This is a genomic window from Jejubacter calystegiae (assembly GCF_005671395.1).
Lineage (GTDB): Bacteria > Pseudomonadota > Gammaproteobacteria > Enterobacterales > Enterobacteriaceae > Jejubacter > Jejubacter calystegiae.
In genome coordinates, this window is record NZ_CP040428.1 from 56,188 (window position 1) to 77,200 (window position 21,013).

The 21,013-nt window shown below is 57.2% G+C and carries 15 protein-coding genes; 2 read left to right on the forward strand and 13 right to left on the reverse strand.

Annotated elements, in window-relative coordinates:
* Positions 1-68 precede the first annotated feature (68 nt).
* Positions 69-893, forward strand: a complete 825-nt coding sequence (locus FEM41_RS00245) for a MurR/RpiR family transcriptional regulator (protein ID WP_138093098.1) — start codon at positions 69-71, stop codon at positions 891-893.
* 358 nt (positions 894-1,251) lie between these two features.
* Here the strand turns inward: FEM41_RS00245 and eno are convergent, their stop codons facing one another.
* The 5 genes from eno to rlmD form a co-directional block, all read right to left on the reverse strand.
* Positions 1,252-2,550, reverse strand: a complete 1,299-nt coding sequence (gene eno, locus FEM41_RS00250; protein ID WP_138093101.1) for a phosphopyruvate hydratase — start codon at positions 2,548-2,550, stop codon at positions 1,252-1,254.
* Positions 2,551-2,654: 104 nt separating this feature from the next.
* The gene (pyrG, locus tag FEM41_RS00255; protein WP_138093104.1) at positions 2,655-4,292 is read right to left on the reverse strand and encodes a glutamine hydrolyzing CTP synthase; all 1,638 of its coding nucleotides are present in this window, start codon (positions 4,290-4,292) and stop codon (positions 2,655-2,657) included.
* Between the two features lie 225 nt (positions 4,293-4,517).
* Positions 4,518-5,309 (reverse strand): nucleoside triphosphate pyrophosphohydrolase, encoded by a 792-nt coding sequence (gene mazG / locus FEM41_RS00260; RefSeq protein ID WP_138093107.1) that lies wholly within the window; start codon positions 5,307-5,309, stop codon positions 4,518-4,520.
* 104 nt (positions 5,310-5,413) lie between these two features.
* On the reverse strand, positions 5,414-7,651 hold the full coding sequence (gene relA / locus FEM41_RS00265; protein ID WP_138093110.1) for a GTP diphosphokinase: 2,238 nt from the start codon (positions 7,649-7,651) through the stop codon (positions 5,414-5,416).
* 62 nt (positions 7,652-7,713) lie between these two features.
* On the reverse strand, positions 7,714-9,006 hold the full coding sequence (rlmD, locus tag FEM41_RS00270) for a 23S rRNA (uracil(1939)-C(5))-methyltransferase RlmD (RefSeq protein WP_138093113.1): 1,293 nt from the start codon (positions 9,004-9,006) through the stop codon (positions 7,714-7,716).
* A 55-nt stretch (positions 9,007-9,061) separates the two neighbouring features.
* Between rlmD and barA the strand changes: the two genes are divergently transcribed.
* Positions 9,062-11,812, forward strand: a complete 2,751-nt coding sequence (barA, locus tag FEM41_RS00275) for a two-component sensor histidine kinase BarA (RefSeq protein WP_138093116.1) — start codon at positions 9,062-9,064, stop codon at positions 11,810-11,812.
* Positions 11,813-11,847: 35 nt separating this feature from the next.
* Here barA and FEM41_RS00280 read toward each other — a convergent pair whose 3' ends face one another.
* The 8 genes from FEM41_RS00280 to FEM41_RS00315 form a co-directional block, all read right to left on the reverse strand.
* Positions 11,848-12,990 (reverse strand): glycerate kinase, encoded by a 1,143-nt coding sequence (locus tag FEM41_RS00280; protein ID WP_138093119.1) that lies wholly within the window; start codon positions 12,988-12,990, stop codon positions 11,848-11,850.
* Between the two features lie 71 nt (positions 12,991-13,061).
* Positions 13,062-14,402 (reverse strand): glucarate dehydratase, encoded by a 1,341-nt coding sequence (gene gudD, locus FEM41_RS00285; protein WP_138093122.1) that lies wholly within the window; start codon positions 14,400-14,402, stop codon positions 13,062-13,064.
* 21 nt (positions 14,403-14,423) lie between these two features.
* Positions 14,424-15,764 carry an enolase C-terminal domain-like protein gene (locus tag FEM41_RS00290; RefSeq protein WP_138093124.1) on the reverse strand — a complete coding sequence of 447 codons (1,341 nt, stop codon included), beginning with the start codon at positions 15,762-15,764 and terminating at the stop codon, positions 14,424-14,426.
* Positions 15,733-17,121, reverse strand: a complete 1,389-nt coding sequence (locus FEM41_RS00295; RefSeq protein WP_138093126.1) for an MFS transporter — start codon at positions 17,119-17,121, stop codon at positions 15,733-15,735. The genes FEM41_RS00290 and FEM41_RS00295 overlap by 32 nt, the downstream gene beginning before the upstream one ends.
* 401 nt (positions 17,122-17,522) lie before the next feature.
* Positions 17,523-17,969, reverse strand: a complete 447-nt coding sequence (locus tag FEM41_RS00300) for a flavodoxin (RefSeq protein ID WP_138093129.1) — start codon at positions 17,967-17,969, stop codon at positions 17,523-17,525.
* A complete protein-coding gene (truC, locus tag FEM41_RS00305) occupies positions 17,962-18,768 on the reverse strand; it encodes a tRNA pseudouridine(65) synthase TruC (RefSeq protein ID WP_138093132.1) in 807 nt (268 codons plus the stop codon). Before truC ends, FEM41_RS00300 begins: the two co-directional genes overlap by 8 nt.
* On the reverse strand, positions 18,768-19,094 hold the full coding sequence (locus FEM41_RS00310; RefSeq protein WP_138093135.1) for a YqcC family protein: 327 nt from the start codon (positions 19,092-19,094) through the stop codon (positions 18,768-18,770). The genes truC and FEM41_RS00310 overlap by 1 nt, the downstream gene beginning before the upstream one ends.
* A gap of 522 nt (positions 19,095-19,616) precedes the next feature.
* Positions 19,617-21,008, reverse strand: coding sequence for a sugar porter family MFS transporter (locus tag FEM41_RS00315; protein WP_138093138.1), 1,392 nt, complete (start codon positions 21,006-21,008; stop codon positions 19,617-19,619).
* Positions 21,009-21,013 lie beyond the last annotated feature (5 nt).

Here is a 21,013-nt window from a genome sequence, read left to right on the forward strand (position 1 = left end):
AAATGACTGGCGTCAGCAACCCGCTTTCCGCCACACTAACCGGTAGCAAAACGCATTAAGGAACTTGCATGTCAGAACATGAAAACCTGCTGCTCAGGCTGCGGCAGAGCGTATCCGGATACAGCCCGACCCAGCAGAAGCTGGGGGAGTTTGTGTTAAACGCCCCCGCCAGCGTGCTCTACCTGACCATTACCGAACTGGCGCGGGAAAGCGAAACCAGCGAGGCAAGCGTCACCCGGCTGTGCCGGACGCTGGGATGCAAAGGCTATAACGAATTTAAAATGGCGCTGGCGCTGGATATTCAGCACCAGACCGCGCCGCGCCAGGCAGGAGATGAGATCGATCGGGTGGTGGAAGAGTCGGTACAGGCGCTACAGGATACGGCGAAACTGCTGGATCGCCAGATGCTGAAAGCGGCGGCGCAGGCGCTGCATCAGGCACGTTCGGTGCAGATATACGGCGTTGCGGCAAGCGCCATCCCCGGGGATTACCTTCAGTATAAGCTGCTGCGCTTCGGCAAAAGCACGCAACAGTACAGCGATATGCATCGCGCGGCGATGAACGCGGCAACGCTCGGTCAGGAGGATCTGGTGGTGGCGATCTCCAGTTCGGGATCCACCCGCGATCTGCTGCACGTGGTGAAGCTGGCCCGCAAGCGCGGCGTGAAGATTCTGGCGCTCAGCAACACCCCTTCCAGTCCGCTGGCGTCGTTAAGCGATATGCTGCTGGTGGCGGCGACGCCAGAAGGTCCTCTGAGCGGCGGCGCGCTGAATGCCAAAATCAGCGTGATGCTGCTGGTAGAGCTGCTGGCGATGTCTCTCATCGCTATTGATGAGCGCTATGCCGAACTCAGTCAGCAAACGGCCAGCGCAACGCTGCCGCTGTTGCTGTAAAGCGGCGGGCATTGCATATTAGCGTGAGCCTGATTTTGAATGAATATGATGTGTTGGAGAAGATTCCGTTCACCTTAAGGTGATTTTTCATATGTGAATACCGGCGCCGGTGAACGTGTCAGCGGCGTTTTTTACCGCCGGGGAGCCCGGGCCGCCAGGGGGGTGGCGACTGAGCCCCCCTGGCCCGTTCACGTGTTCCGAATTAACAAAGAAGCGCTTACTAAAAGTGAACGGAACTTTCTCCGACGTGTTCATATTCCATCCATTTTCGAACACTCCACGCTAATCCGCGACGAACCATAAAAAAAGCCCCGGCAGTTTCCTGCCGGGGCTTTCAGAGACTCATTAATGCAGACGCTTACGCCTGACCTTTGATCTCTTTACGACCGTTGTACGGTGCTTTTTCGCCCAGCGCTTCTTCGATACGAATCAGCTGGTTGTATTTGGCAACGCGGTCAGAACGGCTCATGGAACCGGTCTTGATCTGGCCAGCCGCAGTACCAACCGCGAGATCTGCGATGGTCGCATCTTCGGTTTCACCGGAACGGTGAGAGATAACGGCAGTGTAGCCAGCGTCTTTCGCCATCTTGATAGCCGCCAGGGTTTCGGTCAGAGAACCGATCTGGTTGAACTTGATCAGGATGGAGTTAGCGATGCCTTTATCGATACCTTCTTTCAGGATCTTAGTGTTGGTCACGAACAGGTCGTCGCCAACCAGCTGGATTTTGTCGCCCAGAACTTTGGTCTGGTAAGCGAAACCGTCCCAGTCAGACTCGTCCAGACCATCTTCGATGGAGACGATCGGGTACTGTTTGGTCAGTTCTTCCAGGAAGTGAGTGAACTCTTCAGAGGAGAACGCTTTGTTGCCTTCGCCAGCCAGAACGTATTTGCCGTCTTTGTAGAATTCAGACGCTGCGCAGTCCATCGCCAGGGTGATGTCTTTACCCAGCTCGTAGCCAGCAGCTTTAACCGCTTCAGCGATAACAGCCAGAGCTTCAGCGTTGGAGCCCAGGTTCGGCGCGTAGCCGCCTTCGTCGCCCACTGCGGTGTTCATACCTTTGCCTTTCAGTACTTTGGCCAGGTGATGGAACACTTCGGAACCCATACGGATAGCTTCTTTAACCGTTTTAGCGCCAACCGGCTGGATCATGAACTCCTGGATGTCGACGTTGTTGTCAGCGTGCTCACCGCCGTTGATGATGTTCATCATCGGTACCGGCATGGAGTATTTGCCCGGAGTGCCGTTCAGCTCAGCAATGTGCTCATACAGCGGCATGCCTTTAGAAGCAGCAGCGGCTTTAGCGTTAGCCAGAGAAACGGCCAGGATCGCGTTCGCACCGAACTGAGATTTGTTATCAGTGCCGTCCAGATCGATCATGATTTTGTCGATGCCAGCCTGGTCTTTAGCGTCTTTGCCAAGCACAGCCTGAGCGATCGGACCGTTAACTGCGGCAACGGCTTTGGTTACGCCTTTGCCCAGGAAACGGGATTTGTCGCCATCGCGCAGTTCCAGCGCTTCGCGGGAACCGGTAGAAGCACCCGACGGGGCAGCAGCCATACCAACGAAACCGCCTTCCAGATGAACTTCGGCTTCAACAGTCGGGTTACCGCGAGAGTCGATGATTTCGCGGCCGATGACTTTAACGATTTTGGACATTAGGTTTTCCTCAAGTCACTGGTTAAACTAAAAAAATCCGGACCAGCAGCGCGTATCCTCATCCTGCTCGGAATGCGATGGAGCCGCGCTGCCATTAATTATCGTTACTTCTCCTGGCGCTTCTGGTACTCGCCCGCGGCTTTCACAAAGCCGCTAAACAGCGGGTGCCCGTCACGCGGGGTGGAAGTAAATTCCGGGTGGAACTGACAGGCGACAAACCACGGATGGTCCGCAACCTCGACGATCTCGACTAACTGATCGTCCCCGGAACGGCCTGCCACACGCAGACCGGCTGCTTCAATCTGTTTCAACAGCATGTTGTTGACTTCGTAACGGTGACGATGACGCTCAACGATGGTTGACTCACCGTACAGCTGGCGAACCAGACTGTCGTCGGAGAGCTGGCACTGCTGTGCGCCAAGGCGCATGGTGCCACCCAGATCGCTCTTCTCGGAGCGGACTTCCACGTTACCGTTCTCATCACGCCACTCAGTGATCAGCGCCACGACCGGGTACTTACAGTCTGGCACAAATTCAGTGGAGTTGGCGTTTTCCATACCCGCCACGTTACGGGCGAAATCAATCAACGCTACCTGCATACCTAAGCAAATGCCGAGATACGGAATTTTGTTCTCACGCGCATAGCGGGCGGTGGCAATCTTGCCTTCCACGCCGCGGTAGCCGAAGCCGCCTGGAATCAGAATCGCGTCCAGACCCTTCAGGATCTCCACGCCGCGAGTCTCAACATCCTGCGAATCAATCAGCTTGATGTTCACCGTCAGACGATTCTTCAGGCCACCGTGCTTAAGCGCCTCGATAACCGACTTATAGGCATCAGGCAGCTCGATGTACTTACCCACCATCCCGATGGTGATTTCACCCGACGGATTGGCTTCTTCGTACAGAACCTGCTCCCATTCGGCAAGATCGGCTTCCGGGCACTCGATGCTGAATCGTTTACAAATATAATCGTCCAGGCCCTGGGATTTCAACATGCCAGGGATTTTATAAATGGAATCGACGTCTTTCAGAGAGATAACCGCCTTCTCCGGCACGTTACAGAACAGCGCGATTTTGGCGCGTTCGTTGGCAGGAATAGCGCGGTCGGAACGGCAGATCAGCATATCCGGCTGGATACCGATGGAGAGCAGCTCTTTAACCGAGTGCTGAGTCGGCTTGGTTTTCACCTCGCCTGCGGCGGCCATATAAGGCACCAGGGTCAGGTGCATATAGAGCGTGTGCTCGCGGCCCACTTCTACCGCCATCTGGCGAATCGCTTCCAGGAACGGCAGGGATTCGATATCACCCACGGTACCGCCGATCTCAACCAGCACCACATCGTGGCCTTCGCCGCCTTCGATAATGCGCTCTTTGATTGCGTTGGTGATATGGGGGATAACCTGAACGGTGGCGCCCAGATAGTCGCCGCGACGCTCTTTACGCAGAACGTCGGAATAGATTCGACCCGTGGTGAAGTTGTTGCGGCGGCTCATTCGGGTACGGATGAAGCGCTCATAGTGCCCCAGGTCCAGATCGGTTTCAGCGCCGTCTTCGGTTACGAACACTTCCCCGTGTTGAATCGGGCTCATGGTGCCTGGATCGATATTGATATAGGGATCCAGTTTCATGATGGTCACGTTAAGGCCACGGGCTTCGAGAATGGCTGCGAGGGAGGCTGCGGCAATGCCTTTACCCAGAGAGGATACGACCCCGCCGGTCACAAAAATATAGTTCGTTGTCATGCTGAACCTGAGAAGTTAGGTTTAAAGACGATGGAATAACCAGGACGGGAAAGCAGTATACCCGATTCATATGGGTCCCACAAACATTCCTTCTCCAGGCTCCAGCCATTCATCTGGCCGCCGCAGGGCATAGAAAATAGCGACCGGGCAGGAAATGTTTTTGATGCAAATCAATAGCTTGTTAATTAAAATTTTCGCCAGGCGGGCTCCTGGCGAAAAAAGTCGTTAAATATCATATTCCTGACGTTTAACTTGCTGCCAGGCCGCTTCCATTTGGGTAAGCGTCGCTTCGTGCATCTCCAGCCCCTGCGCCGCAATTATCTGCTCCACCTGGCGGAAGCGGCGTTCAAATTTGCGATTAGCCTGGGCCAGCGCCATCTCCGCTTTGGCGCCAAGATGGCGGGAAAGATTCACCGTCGCGAACAGCAGATCGCCGATCTCCTCTTCCAGCTTCGCCTGATCCACCACCGCCTGCTGCGCCTCGTGCATCACTTCGTCCAGCTCTTCATGCACCTTATCGACCACCGGGCCCAGGGTTTCCCAGTCAAAGCCCACGGCGGCGACCCGCTTCTGAATTTTATGGGCGCGCATCAGCGCTGGCAGGGTTTCCGGCACATCGTCCAGCGCCGAATGCTGCGCCTTCTGCGCCCGCTCTTCTCGCTTGGTCTGCTCCCAGTTGTGGGCGATGGCTGCGCTATCGTTCAGCGCTTTGTCGCCAAAGATATGGGGGTGACGGCGCTCCAGTTTGTCGCTGATGGCGGCGCAGATATCCTCAAAGTCGAAGAGCCCCTGCTCACTGGCCATTCGGGCATAGAACACCACCTGAAACAGCAGGTCCCCCAGTTCACCGCGCAGGGAATCAAAATCCTCGCGCTGGATGGCATCCAGTACCTCGTAAGTCTCCTCCAGGGTGTAGGGGGCAATGGTCGAGAAGGTCTGGACTTTGTCCCACGGGCAGCCGGTTTCCGGGTCGCGCAGGCGCTGCATAATGTTGAGTAGTCGGTCGATTTGCGTCATCGGGTGTCCTTGTAAGAAATATATCCCCTCACCCCGGCCCTCTCCCAAAGGGAGAGGGGGGAAAGAATACGGAGCCCCTTCCCCAGGAGAGGGGAGGTCTTATGTTATCCGCCGTGCAGGCGTCGGGCGTCGATGACGTCCGGTAGCTGGTTAAGCCGGGCCAGTACCCGTCCTAACACCTGCAGGTTATAGATTTCGATATTCATATCGATGGTCGCCAGCTGCTGTTTGGTATCGCTGCGGCTGGTCACTCCCAGCACGTTCACCTTCTCGTTAGCCAGAATGGTGGTGATATCGCGCAGTAGCCCGCTGCGATCGTTGGCGGTGACCCGAACCACCAGCGAATAGCCCGCAGAGTAGCTTTCGCCCCAGACCGCATCGACGATACGCTCCGGCGCGTGGGCGCGCAGCTCGGTCAACTGGTCGCAGTCAGCGCGGTGGATAGAAATACCGCGCCCCTGGGTAATAAAGCCGACGATCTCATCACCCGGAATCGGCTGGCAGCAGCGGGCAATGTGGTGCATCAGATTGCCGACCCCTTCCACCACTACCCGACCGTCATCCCGACGCCGGTTCTGGCCCTGAGGCGCATAACTCTTCTGCTGCAGCTGACGCAGAGCTTCGGCGTCCTGCTCCTCGGCGCTCGGCTGATTAAACTGCGCCTGCAGAAAGTTCACCATCTGGTTAAGCCGAATGTCGCCGCCGCCGATGGCCGCCAGCAGCTCGTCGGGCTCGTTAAAGTTGTAGCGCGGCAGCAGTAGTTTTTCCGCCTCGCGCAGCCCAATGCCCAAATGGGTCAGTTCGTCATCCAGTATCTGACGTCCGGCCAGGATATTCTTGTCGCGATCCTGCTTACGGAACCAGGCGTGGATTTTGGAACGACCGCGGCTGGTCGTCACATAACCCAGGTTCGGGTTCAGCCAGTCGCGGCTCGGGTTAGGCTGCTTCTGGGTGATAATCTCAACCTGATCGCCCATCTGCAGCTGGTAGGTAAAGGGAACGATACGCCCGCCAATTTTGGCACCAATGCAGCGGTGCCCCACATCGCTGTGAATGTGATAGGCGAAATCGAGCGGCGTAGAGCCTGCGGGCAGATCCACCACATCGCCTTTCGGGGTAAAAACGTAGACCCGATCGTCAAAGACCTGGCTGCGCACCTCATCCAGCATTTCGCCGGAATCGGACATCTCTTCCTGCCAGGCGATTAGCTTACGCAGCCACGCAATGCGATCCTCATGGCCGGAGCGCCCGGCGCTGGCGGCGCCCTCTTTATATTTCCAGTGGGCCGCCACCCCCAGCTCCGACTCTTCATGCATCTGTTTGGTGCGGATCTGGATCTCCACCGTTTTGCCTTCCGGCCCCAGCACCACGGTATGAATCGACTGATAGCCGTTCGGTTTCGGGTTGGCGACATAGTCGTCAAACTCGTCCGGCAGGTGGCGCCACAGGGTGTGGACGATGCCCAGCGCGGCATAGCAGTCCTGCAGACGATCGGCCACTATACGCACCGCCCGCACGTCGAACAGTTCGTCGAAGGAGAGCCGCTTTTTCTGCATCTTACGCCAGATGCTGTAGATATGTTTGGGGCGACCATATACCTCGGCCTTAACCCCCTCCTGCTTGATCGTTTCCCGCAGTCGGGCCACGAACTCATTGATATAGCGTTCGCGGTCGATGCGCCGCTCGTGCAGCAGCTTCGCGATGCTTTTGTACTCCGCCGGGTGCAGATAGCGGAAACAGTAATCCTCCAGTTCCCATTTAAGCTGGCCGATGCCCAGTCGGTTGGCCAACGGCGCATAGATGTTGGTGCACTCTTTGGCCGCCAGCACCCGTTCATCTTCCGGCGCATCCTTCACTTCCCGCAGGTGGGCGATACGCTCCGCCAGTTTGATAACCACGCAGCGGAAGTCATCCACCATCGCCAGCAGCATACGGCGCACGTTATCCACCTGTTCAGACGAAATAGCGTCGTCGGTGTGGGTGGCCTTAAGCTGGCGAATGGCGTCCATATCACGTACGCCGTGAATCAGATGCACCACCTGCTGGCCCATGCTCTCCAGCAGAACCTCTTCCGTGACCGCCCCGCTGTCGGCCAGCGGGAACAGCAGCGCCGCTCGCAGGGTGTCGATATCCATGCTCAGCATCGAGAGGATCTCGACCATCTCCACGCCGCGCCACAGCAGCAGCTCCGCCTGAGGGTGTCCCTGGGTCTGCTGTTCACAATAATGCCAGGTTTCGGCCAGGTGCTCACAAGACTGCGGGCTGATTCCCAGACTCGCTACCCATTGATCCGGGGCGAACTCGCCAGCTTTATTGAGATGTGCACTTCTTACCGCAACCATTATCCTCTCCTTTTGCGCCCGAAGGGCTGCCGCTATTACGCGGCCTTGCATAACGCAGACGCTTAACGTCGTTCAAATAGCGCCATTGACTCCAGGTGCCCCGTATGGGGAAACATATCCAGCATCGCCAGCCTGGTGAGACGGTAACCGGTCTCGCACAGCGCCGCGCTGTCGCGCATCAGGGTGCTGGGGTTACAGGAAACATAGACCACCCGCTCGGGGGCCAGGCGCCCGATCTGCGCAATAACGCCAGCCGCGCCCGCCCGCGCCGGATCGAGCAGAATTTTATCCACGCCGTCGGCAGCCCAGGGCTGCCGGGTAACATCCTGCTCCAGGTTTTCATGCCAGAATGTTACGTTGTTTAAACGATTATAAGCCGCGTTCTCCCGGCCCTTTTCCACCAGCGCCGGTACGCCTTCCACACCCACAACCTGACCGGCCCGCCGCGCCATTGGCAGGGTAAAGTTGCCCATACCGCAAAACAGATCGAGCGCCCGATCGTTGCCGGAAAGTGTGAGCCATTCGATGGCTCGCGCCACCATCTGCTGGTTTACGCCGTCGTTTACCTGGATAAAGTCGCGTGGACTGAACATTAAGCGTAGACCGTCCGACTGATACCAGGGAGCCTCACCGCACAGCTGTTCCAGGATATCATTCTGACCTGCCAGAAACAGCGCAAGATTTTCTGAATGCGAAAAGCATTCCAGATTTTTTCTGTCGGTTGCACTGAACGGCGCCAGATGGCGTAACACCAACAGAGGCCCGCTATCCGCCAGTACCAGTTCGGCATGGCCCAGCTTGTTCGCCCCCTGCAGTGCGGACAAGCAGGCGCGCAGCGGTTCGAGCAGCGCCTCAAGTTGGGGCGCCAGAACGGGGCAGTGCCGGATATCCACCAGTTTGTCCGAAGCGGCCTGACGAAAGCCCATCTGTAGCCCCTTCGCCGTGTATTTCAGGCTAAGACGCGCCCGACGACGGTAGCCCCAGGGGTCTCCGCTGATAATTTCATCGACGTCGCGCTTCATCATGCGCCCCAGGGCGCTGGCCTTACTGCGCTGCTGTAGTGCGATGCTGGCATGTTGTTGCTGGCAGCCGCCACAGGTGCCGAAATGCGGGCAGCGCGGCGCCGCCCGGTCGGGGCTCGAGTTCATTCGCCGTTTAACCAGGCCGTGGCTATAATTGCGCTTCTCCTCACGGAGCTCGGCCTCTACGCGCTCTCCCGGCAGGGCGCCGCTGATAAACAGCGTCTTCCCCTGGTGACGGGCCACGCCCTGGCCGAAAGAATCCAGATCGTTAACATCCACGGTTATGATCTTACGCGTCGTCACGCGTCGCTTTGCAGAGTAGAATTGCGCCATTACGAGTGTGTATTACCTGTTACTATTTTTCTTAATTGTCCCATATCGGAACCTCATGACCAACTACAGCCTGCGGGCACGTATGATGATACTGATTCTGGCGCCTACCGTGCTTATCGGGCTGCTGCTCAGTATCTTTTTCGTGGTTCACCGCTATAACGATCTGCAGCGCCAGCTGGAAGGTGCCGGCGCCAGTATTATCGAACCCCTTGCGGTTTCCAGCGAATATGGCATGAGCTTCCACAACCGGGAGTCCATCCGTCAGTTGGTTAGCGTACTGCATCGCCGCCATTCCGATATCGTGCGCGGTATTTCGGTCTACGATGAAAATAACCGGCTGTTCGTCACCTCTAATTATCAGCTCGACCACTCGCTGCTGAGGTTACCGGAAGGTGCTCCCCAGCCCAGACGGCTGACGGTCACCCGACACGGCGACGATATTATTCTGCGCACGCCCATTATTTCCGAACGCTATTCGCCAGACGAGTCGGAGATTACCGAAGCCAAACCGGCCAATAATACCCTGGGCTATGTAGCGCTGGAGCTGGACCTGCGTTCGGTACGGCTACAGCAATATAAGGAAATTCTAACATCAACCCTGCTGGTATTGCTCTGTATGGGCATCGCCATGATCTTCGCCTGGCGACTGATGCGCGACGTCACCGGCCCCATCCGTAATATGGTGAACACCGTTGACCGCATCCGCCGCGGCCAGCTCGACAGCCGGGTAGAAGGCTTTATGCTGGGCGAACTGGATATGCTGAAAAACGGTATCAATGCGATGGCGATGTCGCTCACCGCCTACCATGAAGAGATGCAGCATAACGTCGATCAGGCCACCTCCGATCTGCGGGAAACCCTGGAGCAGATGGAAATTCAGAACGTCGAACTGGATCTGGCGAAGAAGCGCGCCCAGGAAGCTGCCCGTATTAAGTCAGAGTTCCTGGCCAATATGTCCCACGAGCTGCGCACCCCGCTTAACGGCGTTATCGGCTTTACCCGCCTGACGCTGAAAACCGACCTGACCGGCACCCAGCGCGATCATCTGAATACGATTGAACGTTCGGCCAATAACCTGCTGAACATTATTAATGACGTGCTCGACTTTTCTAAACTGGAAGCCGGTAAGCTGATTCTTGAAAGTATCCCCTTCCTGTTACGTAGCGCGCTGGATGAAACCGTGACGCTGCTGGCGCATTCCGCCCACGATAAGGGGCTGGAGCTCACGCTGGATATTGAGAATAACGTCCCTGATAACGTGATTGGCGACCCGCTGCGCCTGCAGCAGATTCTGACTAATCTGGTGGGTAACGCCATTAAGTTCACCGAAAGCGGCAATATCGATCTGGTGGTGGAACAGCGCGCCATCGGGAATAACAAGCTGCAGATCGAAGTACAGATCCGCGATACCGGTATCGGTATTCCGGAAAAGGATCAGTCCCGACTGTTCCAGGCCTTCCGTCAGGCGGATGCCAGTATCTCCCGGCGCCATGGCGGTACCGGACTGGGGCTGGCCATTACCCAGAAGCTGGTGCGCGAAATGGGCGGTGATATTTCGTTCCACAGCCAGCCGGGACGCGGCTCGACCTTCTGGTGCCATATCAACCTGGATCTTAATCCCAATGCGATACCGGATAACAGCACGCTCAGCGTACTGGCAGGCAAACACCTCGCCTATATTGAGCCCAATACCGCCGCCGCCCAGGGGACTCTGGATATGCTGGCCAGCACGCCGCTGCAGGTGACCTGGGGCACCTCGCTCGAAGAGCTGACGGAACAGCAGTATGACTTTATGCTGATTGGCGTTCCGGTCACCGATCGTACGCCACTTTCGATGGAAGATTCGTGGCTTGCCAGCGCCGCCCGGATGTCGCCCTGCCTGATCCTCGCCCTGCCCTGTCACGCGCTGGTTAATGCCGAACAGCTAAAACAGGGCGGCGCTTCGGCCTGTATGATTAAACCCATCACCCAGACCCGGCTGATGCCGCTGCTGCTGGAGCATCACAGCGATTTGATTCCGCCCGCTACCGTCGCCCGCGACGATGTACGACTGCCAATGACGGTGATGGCCGTGGACGATAATCCGGCCAACCTTAAGCTTATCGGCGCCCTGCTGGAAGACCGGGTGCGCCATGTGGTGCTGTGTGAAAGCGGTACCGCTGCCATTGAACAGGCGCGTCTGATGGGCTTCGATCTGGTGCTGATGGATATCCAGATGCCGGAAATGGACGGTATCCGCGCCTGCGAGCTGATTCGCCAGATCCCTCAGCACAATAAAACGCCGGTGATTGCCGTCACCGCCCACGCCATGGCGGGGCAGAAAGAGAAGCTTCTGAGCGCCGGTATGAATGATTACCTGGCGAAGCCCATCGATGAAGAGAAGCTGTGCGCTCTGCTACAGCGCTACCAGCCCGGCACCCGACTGCCTCAAACGCCGCAGCACGATGAGGTTCCCCAAAGCGATCCCAATGCAACTCTGGACTGGTCGCTGGCGCTGCGTCAGGCCGCTAATAAGCCGGATTTGGCGCGTGAAATGCTGGGTATGCTGTTATCGTTCCTGCCGGAGGTGCGCAATACCGTGGAGGCCCAGTTGGCGGGGGAAGAGCCTGGCAGCCTGATCGACATCATCCATAAACTGCACGGTAGCTGTAGCTACAGCGGCGTACCGCGTCTGAAAAATCTCTGCTTTCTGCTGGAACAGCAGTTACGCAGCGGTACGCCGCCGGAACAGCTGGAACCCGAACTGCTGGAACTGCTGGATGAGATGGATAATGTGACCAAAGAGGCCTGTCAGCGGTTGAAGTAGGCCCTATTCCCCTCTCCTCGCAGGGAGAGGGAGAGTCACCCCAGCCGCCGCCCTAACGCCAGCACGGCAGCCACATTACGCGCCGTGGCACGCAGGTTCTCTGCGGCGTTATCCAGCGCTTCTTCCAGCGAACAGATGCGGTTAATCACGCTGAATACCGCATCAATACCGTGTTGATGCACCACGCTCACATCCGGGGCCAGGCTTCCGGCAATGGCGATGGTCGGTTTATTGTGGCGGCGGGCCACCTGCGCCACGCCAAACGGCACCTTGCCCTGAATCGACTGGCTGTCGATGCGCCCTTCTCCGGTAATCACCAGATCGGCATCGCGCACCTGCTGCTCCAGCTTCAACGCACCGGTGACAATTTCCACCCCGGGACGTAGCCTGGCGCCGCAGAAAGCGTGCAGCGCCGCCCCCATCCCACCGGCCGCACCGCCGCCGGGCAGGTTTTGAATCTCCGTGCCCAGCGCCTGACGTACCACCCGGGCAAAATTTTCCAGCGCAGCATCAAGCTGAGCCACCATCTCCGGCGTGGCGCCCTTCTGGGGACCAAACACCGCCGATGCCCCCTGCTCGCCAATCAGGGGATTGGTGACATCGCAGGCCACGTCGATATGACAATGCGCCAGTCCCGGCCGCAGGCCGCTGATATCGATGGCGCTTAGTTGAGCCAACGCCGCGCCGCCGCGCTCCAGCTCCCGCCCCTGCGCATCTCGCAGGCTGACGCCCAGCGCCTGTAGCATACCGGCCCCACCGTCATTGGTGGCGCTGCCACCAATGCCGATAATAATTTGCTGTACACCGGCCTCCAGCGCGTGGCAAATCAGTTCGCCGGTGCCCCAGGAGGTGGTGATTAACGGATTGCGCTGCGCCAAAGGCAACAGCTCCAGACCGCTGGCCGCCGCCATTTCGATAAAGGCGCAGCGCCCGTCGCCGGAAAGGCCGTAGAAGGCTGCGACCCTGTCGCCCAGCGGCCCGGTTACCTCAAGCGCGACCCGGCGACCGCCGGTGGCCGCAATCATCGCCTCAACGGTTCCTTCGCCGCCATCCGCCACCGGTAACCGGACATAATGCGCTTCAGGGAATATTTCCCGAAAGCCCTGCTCAATACAGTCAGCCACTTCCAGCGCGCTCAGACTCTCTTTCCAGGAGTCTGGCGCGATAACAATCTTCATCGGCGCTCCTTATGCTCCATATCCCACCCGGGGCCCGGCGCCCGAGCCATCGCAGCCCGGGCAACTCCAGCTTAACGCACCATGCAGGGGCGTTTATTATCAAAGCGCCAGTCAGGGATCAGATACTGCATAGCCGCCGCATCGTCGCGCGCCCCCAGCCCTTGTTTCTGATAAAGCTCATGGGCACGCATCACCTGATCCATATCCAGCTCCACCCCCAGCCCCGGCGTCTGAGGCACCTGCACCTTACCACCTTTAATTTCAAGCGGCTGGCGCGTCAGGCGCTGATTGCCTTCCTGCCAGATCCAGTGGGTGTCGATAGCGGTAATATCACCGGGCGCCGCAGCGGCCACATGGGTGAACATCGCCAGCGAAATATCGAAGTGGTTATTGGAGTGCGAGCCCCAGGTCAGACCAAATTCATGGCACATCTGAGCGACTCGTACCGATCCCTGCATGGTCCAGAAATGGGGATCCGCCAGCGGAATATCCACCGACTGGAGTGATAAAGTATGGCCCATCTGACGCCAGTCTGTGGCGATCATATTGGTGGCGGTGGGCAGGCCGGTCGCCCGGCGGAATTCCGCCATGACTTCGCGCCCGGAGTAGCCCTGCTCGGCACCACAGGGATCTTCGGCATAGGCCAACACGCCGCGCAGCTGCTTGCCAAGACGAATAGACTCATCCAGCGACCAGGCACCATTGGGATCGAGGGTCACCCGCGCCTTAGGGAATCGGGCATGCAGCGCGGTCACGGCTTCCGCCTCTTCGCTGCCCGCCAGCACGCCGCCCTTTAGTTTAAAGTCGTTAAAGCCGTACTTCTCATAAGCGGCTTCGGCCAGACGCACCACTGCTTCCGGGGTCATCGCCTCTTCATGACGCAGGCGATACCAGTCGCAGCGCTCATCGGTCTGGCTCTGATAGGGCAGATCTGTACGTTTGCGGTCCCCGACGTAGAATAGATAACCCAGCATTTCGACCTCATCGCGCTGCTGACCGTCGCCCAGCAGGGTGGCCACATTCACGCCCAGGTGCTGGCCCAGAAGATCGAGCATGGCGGCTTCAATACCGGTCACCACGTGAATGGTGGTGCGGAGATCGAAGGTTTGCAGACCGCGGCCACCGGCATCGCGATCGGCAAAGGTGCGGCGCACCGCGTTCAGTACGTTGCGATATTCGCCCAGAGTCTTCCCCTGCACCAGCGCGGCGGCATCCTCCAGGGTCTTGCGGATCTTCTCTCCGCCGGGGATTTCCCCTACTCCGGTATGTCCGGAATTATCTTTAATAATGACAATGTTGCGGGTAAAAAACGGTCCATGAGCGCCACTCAGGTTCATCAACATGCTGTCATGCCCGGCAACCGGAATCACCCGCATCTCCGTCACGACCGGCGTGGAATGATGTATCGTCATTGTTAGTTTTCCTTCTTCAGATTATCCGCGACCGAAAGCGGGACGCTTACGGTCAAATTTCCAGCCTGGCACCAGGTGCTGCATCGCCCCTGCGTCATTACGCGCGCCGTCGGGCAGCGAACAGTAGAGCTGATGCGCCTGCTCAATTCGCTGCCAGTCCGGTTCAATACCCAGCCCCGGCCCCTGCGGTACTGCAATCTTTCCACCGCGAATCTCCAGCGGCTCCCGGGTCAGACGCGCTTCACCCTCCTGCCAAATCCAGTGGGTGTCGATGGCGGTAGGCTCGCCCGGCGCCGCCGCCCCTACGTGGGTAAACATCGCCAGCGAGATATCAAAATGGTTGTTGGAGTGGCAGCCCCAGGTGAGCCCCCACTCATCGCACATCTGCGCCACCCGCACCGCGCCGCTCAGGGTCCAGAAATGCGGATCGGCCAGCGGGATATCCACCGCGTTAAGCATGATGGAGTGGCCCATCTCCCGCCAGTTGGTGGCGATCATATTGGTGGCGACCGGCAAACCGGTCGCCCGGCGGAATTCCGCCATCACTTCGCGCCCGGAGTAACCCTGTTCGGCGCCGCAGGGATCTTCGGCATAGGTCAGCACATCCTTCATATCGCGACACAGCTCGATGGCTTCATCCAGGTACCAGGCGCCGTTAGGATCGACCGTAATCCGCGCGTCGGGAAAGCGGCGCTTAAGGGCCTGAGCCGACTCCAGCTCCTGTTCGCCGGGCAGCACTCCGCCCTTCAGTTTGAAATCCTTAAAGCCGTAGCGATCCTGCGCCGCTTCCGCCAGTTCAACAATAGCCCGGGCATTTAACGCTTCCTGATGACGCAAATGATACCAGGAATGGCCGTTGCGGCTCCCTTCCTGGTAGGGCAGCGGCGTTTTCTGACGATCGCCAATGTAGAACAGATAGCCCAGCACCGTCACTTCATCACGCTGACGCCCCGGTCCCAGCAGTTCACAAACCGGCACGTTTAGGGCCTTACCGAGCAGGTCCAGCAGCGCCGCTTCCAGGGCCGCCACCGCATTGACCCGCAGTTCGAAGGTCCAGGCGCCCTGACCAAAGGCGTCGAAGTCAGCGGACTGGTTACCCTGGTGGACCTGTTGCACCAACCGGTTCATTCGCGCCACTGGCTGGCCCACCACCATCGGAATCGCCTGCTCCAGGGTACGGCGAATGGTTTCGCCCCCCGGCGCTTCGCCCAGCCCCACCTGACCCGCGCTGTCGGTCAGTACCACGATATTGCGGGTAAAAAACGGCGCGTGGGCGCCGCCGATGTTCAGCAGCATGCTGTCGTGTCCCGCCACCGGGATTACCCGCATCTCATTGATAATCGGGCTTGACGCTATGCTCATGGGCTCCCCCTGTGTTTTTCGGTTTCAGTTCAATACGTTTGATATCGCCGACGATAAACAGGAAGCTGAACACCGCGACCAGGGCGTGGATGCCTACATAAACCAGCGCGCCGTTAAACGACCCCGTAGCGCCCACGATGTAGCCGATAGCGATAGGCGTTACGATGCCGGAAAGGTTACCGCACATGTTGAACAGGCCGCCGCTCAGGCCGCTAATCTCTTTGGGCGCGGTATCGGCCATCACCGCCCAACCCAGAGCGCCGATCCCCTTGCCGAAGAAGGCCGCGGCCATAAATCCCACGACCATCCACTCCGCCTGCACGTAGTTACACAGCACCATCGAGGTAGAAAGCAGCATCCCGCAGACGATAGGCGTTTTACGCGCAATATTGAGCGACCCGGTACGGCGCATCAGCCAGTCGGAGATCACCCCGCCAAGCACCCCGCCGATAAAGCCGCACACCGCCGGTACCGAGGCGATAAAACCCGCCTGCAGAATCGACATTCCACGCGCCTGTACCAGATAAACCGGGAACCAGGTGATAAAGAAGTAGGTCATGGCGTTAATACAGTACTGGCCGAGATAAACCCCTACCATCATCCGCGAGGTGAACAGCTGGCCTATCTGGCCCATCTTTTCACGCATGCTGGTCTTCGTTTTACTGCCCGCCTGGTCCATATTGACCAGCGCGCCGCCTTCTTCGATGTAGGCCAGTTCCTGCTTGTTAACTTTTGGGTGTTCTGTTGGGTTATAGATAACCTTCAGCCAGACAAAGCTGATGATGATCCCTAAGCCGCCCATAAAGAAAAAGACGTGATTCCAGCCCACCGCATGGGTCAGCCAGCCCATAATCGGCGCGAAAATCACCGTGGCAAAATACTGGGCCGAGTTAAACACCGCCACCGCAGTGCCACGCTCCTGGGCCGGAAACCAGGCTGCGACAATACGGCTGTTGCCCGGGAACGAGGGGGCTTCCGCCAACCCGACCAGGAAACGCAGCATAAACAGCGCCATCACGATCCCGAAGCCGTTAAAGATATCGACGAATCCCTGCAGCAGGGTAAACAACGACCAGATAAAGATGGACCAAAAGTAAACGCGCTTGGATCCAAAGCGATCCAGCAGCCAGCCGCCAGGAATCTGGCCGATCACGTATGCCCAGGAGAAGGCGGAAAAGATATACCCCATGCCCACCGGATCCAACCCAATATCGCGGGCCATTTCCGAACCGGCAATCGACAGCGTAGCGCGATCCCCGTAATTAAACGAAGTGACGATAAACAACATCACCACTATCCAGTAGCGAGCATTAGTGCGCTTTCCAGCGACGCTCTCCGCCGTTTGATATGTACTCATTGTTGTACTCCTGAATAATAGCCGCCAGCAGCGCCCGTGCAGAGTTAAAGGGCGCGGCCTGACGTTGAGCTACTTTTCATTCTGAACAGCACAACCTGTAGGGTAATCAGAATGATTTATTAGTTGTGGCGCCGGGGCTTTTCCCTGTGGTTCGGCGCTTATTTTTGAGCAGATGCAGTCCTGCCTGAAAAAGTATAAAGAAAGGGGGAATGACCACTCACCGTGCAGCGCCACAAGATTCAGCACTCTGTGACGGTCTGTTTGGGGCATCCGCACAACTGACTGGGCGTTGCTTCACGGAATGGCGTGGAATCGCCTTAGGCGCGGGGAAAATAGCGGGTTCATTAGAACAGAAAGAAAAGATGGAGCGGCGCAGAGCGCGCCGCCTCAGAAAAGACCAGTTATGACAGTAATTTGCTCCAGCCTTCAACCCAGGGATTAGTGATAACTTCCGGCTCGGGATCTTCACTGGCGTCGATGGTCAACATTTCACCCACCCGGGTCGCGCCCTGCTCCTGGAGCAGTTCATCAAACTGACGACCGCCGCCGCAGAAGTTTTCGTAGGTGCTGTCGCCAAGCGCGATCAGTCCGTATTTCAACTCTGGCTGCCAGCCAATCTCTTTGATGGCCTCAAACAGCGGTACGATGCCGTCCGGCAGATCGCCCTGCCCGGTGGTCGAGGTCACCACCAACACATAGTGATTGCGATAATACTGCCAGGCTTCCAGCCCCGGATCTTCGAACACCTTAACCTGGTGCCCCTGCTCGCCAAGGATGGCCTGAGCCTCCTCTGCCACCAGCAACGCATTGCCGTACATCGTACCAACAAATATTCCCACTTCAGCCATGACCTGGCGCTCCTTCGTGTGTCGAACTCGCCTCATCCTGACCATAAGCTTCGGGAAACTCAACCCTTTCAATCTCGGGGAGAACGCCGCGCCAGCTAAAATGCTCCAGCGCCGTCATCCAGGCTCGATCCAGCCCGGCGACCAGCCGCAGCGGCTCACCGGTAACCGGGTGGTTAAGCGTCAATTCACTGGCGTGTAGCATCAGGCGGTTACAGCCAAAATGCTGCGCCGCAGCGCGGTTCTGGCGCAGATCGCCATGTCGGGTGTCGCCGATAATAGGATGACGCAGGTGCGCCATATGGCGGCGTAGCTGGTGCTTACGCCCGGTTTTGGGCAGCATCTCCACCAGGCTGTAGCGCGCGCAGGGATAGCGCCCGACCGCCACCGGCATTTCGCAGGTGACCAGCCCGCGGTAGTGGGTAACGGCGCTCTGAGGGACTCTGTCTGCCCGGGCATATTTATCCGCGACTTTATCCAGCTCTTCGCGCAGCGGATAGTCCAGCTCTGCCGATTCCGTCAGCCAGCCGCGAACGATGGCATGGTAGCGCTTCTGTATCTGGTGCGCTTCAAACTGCTGGGCCAGCAGACGGCCAACCTCGCTGGACAAGCCCATGAGCAGCACGCCGGAGGTCGGCCTGTCCAGACGGTGGGCAGTAAAGACGTGACGCCCGATCTGATCGCGTACCGTCTGCATCACCACCACACGTTCATCTCGATCCAGCCAGCTGCGGTGCACCAGCCAGCCGGACGGCTTGTTGACGGCCACCAGCCATTCATCCTGATACAGGATCTCCAGCATTACTGTTCTCCGGCAAACAGCAGATCCAGTGCCTGAAGCGCCGCTAACAGCTCATCACGCCCCGGATGACCTTCCACCAGCGCCACCTCATAGTAAGGCGCCACATTAAAGCTTTCCGGCAGGGGCTGTTCAGCGTCGATCAGTGCATGCATGCGGGGCAGAAGCACCCACTGCAACCATTCGTGGGGCGTTAGCGTATCCATACAGAAAGGCTGATCGCTGTTAAAGGCTTCAGCCGCTGGCGCCGTCTCCTGCCACTGCTGCCGATCGCGCAGCAGCTGTTCAAGATGCAAAAGTCGTTCACGCACGGCGCGATGCTGTTCCATGGGGTACCTCATGATGCTGAAAACGGAAAGGGGCAAAGGATAGCACGCGGCAGGATGCCAATGAATGAATCAGAATGATTGTTCTGGAAGAACTCTAAAACAGTGGCCAGATTTTGCTGCCCCCGAATATGAAAATGATTAAAAAAACGCATTACCTTATGGAAACGCTCCCCCCATTCACAGGAGTAAACATAGACTGCCCCTGACGCCAGCGGGGATCTGGAGCGTTTTCGGAAACCGGGTTTGATGGGCTGGAGGGGCACTCCAGGCCGGTTATAACCGACCCGTCGCTGATTAACACAATACCGTTCGCGTTCATCAAGATGGAAATATCTCGCCTGTTGGGCTTAATTTGGCTATGTGCATAACGTCCCTGGCTCTGAACCGGGCTATCGGTGAAAAAACCAGTGCCAATCGGTACATTCCTTTATACGTCAGATATTCAGTATCACTTTTAACATTAGAAAAAGGCTTCACATTTCTGTAAAACCTTTATGAAATTAAACTCTGCATATAAGTAATTTATCTGGTCTGATGTTTTTGTTTAAAATAAACCTCAACCTCCTCCAGGCTTTTTCCTTTTGTTTCGGGAACATAAAAACTAAAGACGCTAAAGGCAACGCATATAGCGGAAAACAGCCAGAAAGTCACCGAAGTACCCAATCCGTTAAGCATAGGCAAGGATAACAGCGCAATAACCAGGTTTGTTGCAAAAATTACAAAGATTGAAAGACTGGTCACCTTAGCTCTGGCCCTTAAAGGCGACAGTTCGGATATCATCAGGAATCCCAGCATTCCAGGGCTAATAGCATAAAGTACGATATAAGCCAGCAGAGCTCCCAGAGCCAGCCATCCACTCCCCTCAAAAGGAGGGACTGAGAACAGGACCGCCAGAATAATCAACATTACTGTCAGGCCTATTGCGCCGATTATGAGCAGAGGCCTGCGCCCGACACGGTCAACAATCAGCATTCCGATGATGGTAAATATTACATTTGTGACACCCAGGCCAACGGTACCGATCCATGAAGCTGAAGAGCTGAAGCCACTGGTCTGCAGGATTTTAGGAGCAAAATAAATCACCAGATTGATTCCGCAGGCATTAGAAAAAAAAGCAACCAGCACACCAATCAGGATCATTGGCCGTATGTGGCCACTGAACAAATCTCGCCATCTGATGTTGTCCTGCTCCAGTGCGTTCAACCGCTCAGTCTCCCTGATTTCTTCCTCCACATTATCAGTGCCGCGTAGTTTTACCAGAGTTGAGCGAGCGTCCTCATGTCGGTTGACGGCAATCAGCCAGCGTGGGGATTCCCTTACAAAAAATACGCCTGCCGCAAGGGCAACTCCGAATATGCTGGCAACTCCGACTGGAAACCGCCATTCCCCCTGGCTTTCTGCTACAGTATTAACGCCGTAGGCAATGACGATACCGACCGTTATCATAAGCTGGAATGACGTCACCAGAAGCCCGCGTATTTTTGCAGGGGCAAGTTCTGCGATATATACAGGGACCAGTACGGAAGATGCCCCAACGCCGATGCCCTGTAGGATTCGGGCCGCCGTCAGCAACTCGATGCTTTCGCTGACGCCTGAAATAACTGCGCCTGCGGCAAAACACACGCCAGAAATAAACAGGTTGCTCCTTCTCCCATATTTATCAGCCAGCGGCCCTACCGCCAGCGCACCAATCATCGCACCCAGCAGGGACATACTAACAATAATGCCCTGCAGATAATCATTTATCTGAAATTCTCTACCGATAAAGATAATAGCGCCACCAATGATACCAGTGTCATAGCCAAATATAATACCGCCAACCGATGATATTATAATGGACATGATAATAAAAAAGCTGAATTTACTGATTTTTGCTGGATGTTTTATTCCATCATTTAACTCGGAACTAACCATGATGT

Excerpts from the sequence above, each read along its gene's own strand:
- gudD (WP_138093122.1), bottom strand. The coding sequence starts at position 14,402 with ATGACGATACATCATTCCACGCCGGTCGTGACGGAGATGCGGGTGATT.
- pyrG (WP_138093104.1), bottom strand. The coding sequence starts at position 4,292 with ATGACAACGAACTATATTTTTGTGACCGGCGGGGTCGTATCCTCTCTG.
- FEM41_RS00315 (WP_138093138.1), bottom strand. The coding sequence starts at position 21,008 with ATGGTTAGTTCCGAGTTAAATGATGGAATAAAACATCCAGCAAAAATC.
- rlmD (WP_138093113.1), bottom strand. The coding sequence starts at position 9,006 with ATGGCGCAATTCTACTCTGCAAAGCGACGCGTGACGACGCGTAAGATC.
- eno (WP_138093101.1), bottom strand. The coding sequence starts at position 2,550 with ATGTCCAAAATCGTTAAAGTCATCGGCCGCGAAATCATCGACTCTCGC.
- FEM41_RS00310 (WP_138093135.1), bottom strand. The coding sequence starts at position 19,094 with ATGGAACAGCATCGCGCCGTGCGTGAACGACTTTTGCATCTTGAACAG.
- FEM41_RS00295 (WP_138093126.1), bottom strand. The coding sequence starts at position 17,121 with ATGAGTACATATCAAACGGCGGAGAGCGTCGCTGGAAAGCGCACTAAT.
- barA (WP_138093116.1), top strand. The coding sequence starts at position 9,062 with ATGACCAACTACAGCCTGCGGGCACGTATGATGATACTGATTCTGGCG.
- mazG (WP_138093107.1), bottom strand. The coding sequence starts at position 5,309 with ATGACGCAAATCGACCGACTACTCAACATTATGCAGCGCCTGCGCGAC.
- FEM41_RS00300 (WP_138093129.1), bottom strand. The coding sequence starts at position 17,969 with ATGGCTGAAGTGGGAATATTTGTTGGTACGATGTACGGCAATGCGTTG.
- relA (WP_138093110.1), bottom strand. The coding sequence starts at position 7,651 with ATGGTTGCGGTAAGAAGTGCACATCTCAATAAAGCTGGCGAGTTCGCC.
- FEM41_RS00290 (WP_138093124.1), bottom strand. The coding sequence starts at position 15,764 with ATGAGCATAGCGTCAAGCCCGATTATCAATGAGATGCGGGTAATCCCG.
- FEM41_RS00245 (WP_138093098.1), top strand. The coding sequence starts at position 69 with ATGTCAGAACATGAAAACCTGCTGCTCAGGCTGCGGCAGAGCGTATCC.
- truC (WP_138093132.1), bottom strand. The coding sequence starts at position 18,768 with ATGCTGGAGATCCTGTATCAGGATGAATGGCTGGTGGCCGTCAACAAG.
- FEM41_RS00280 (WP_138093119.1), bottom strand. The coding sequence starts at position 12,990 with ATGAAGATTGTTATCGCGCCAGACTCCTGGAAAGAGAGTCTGAGCGCG.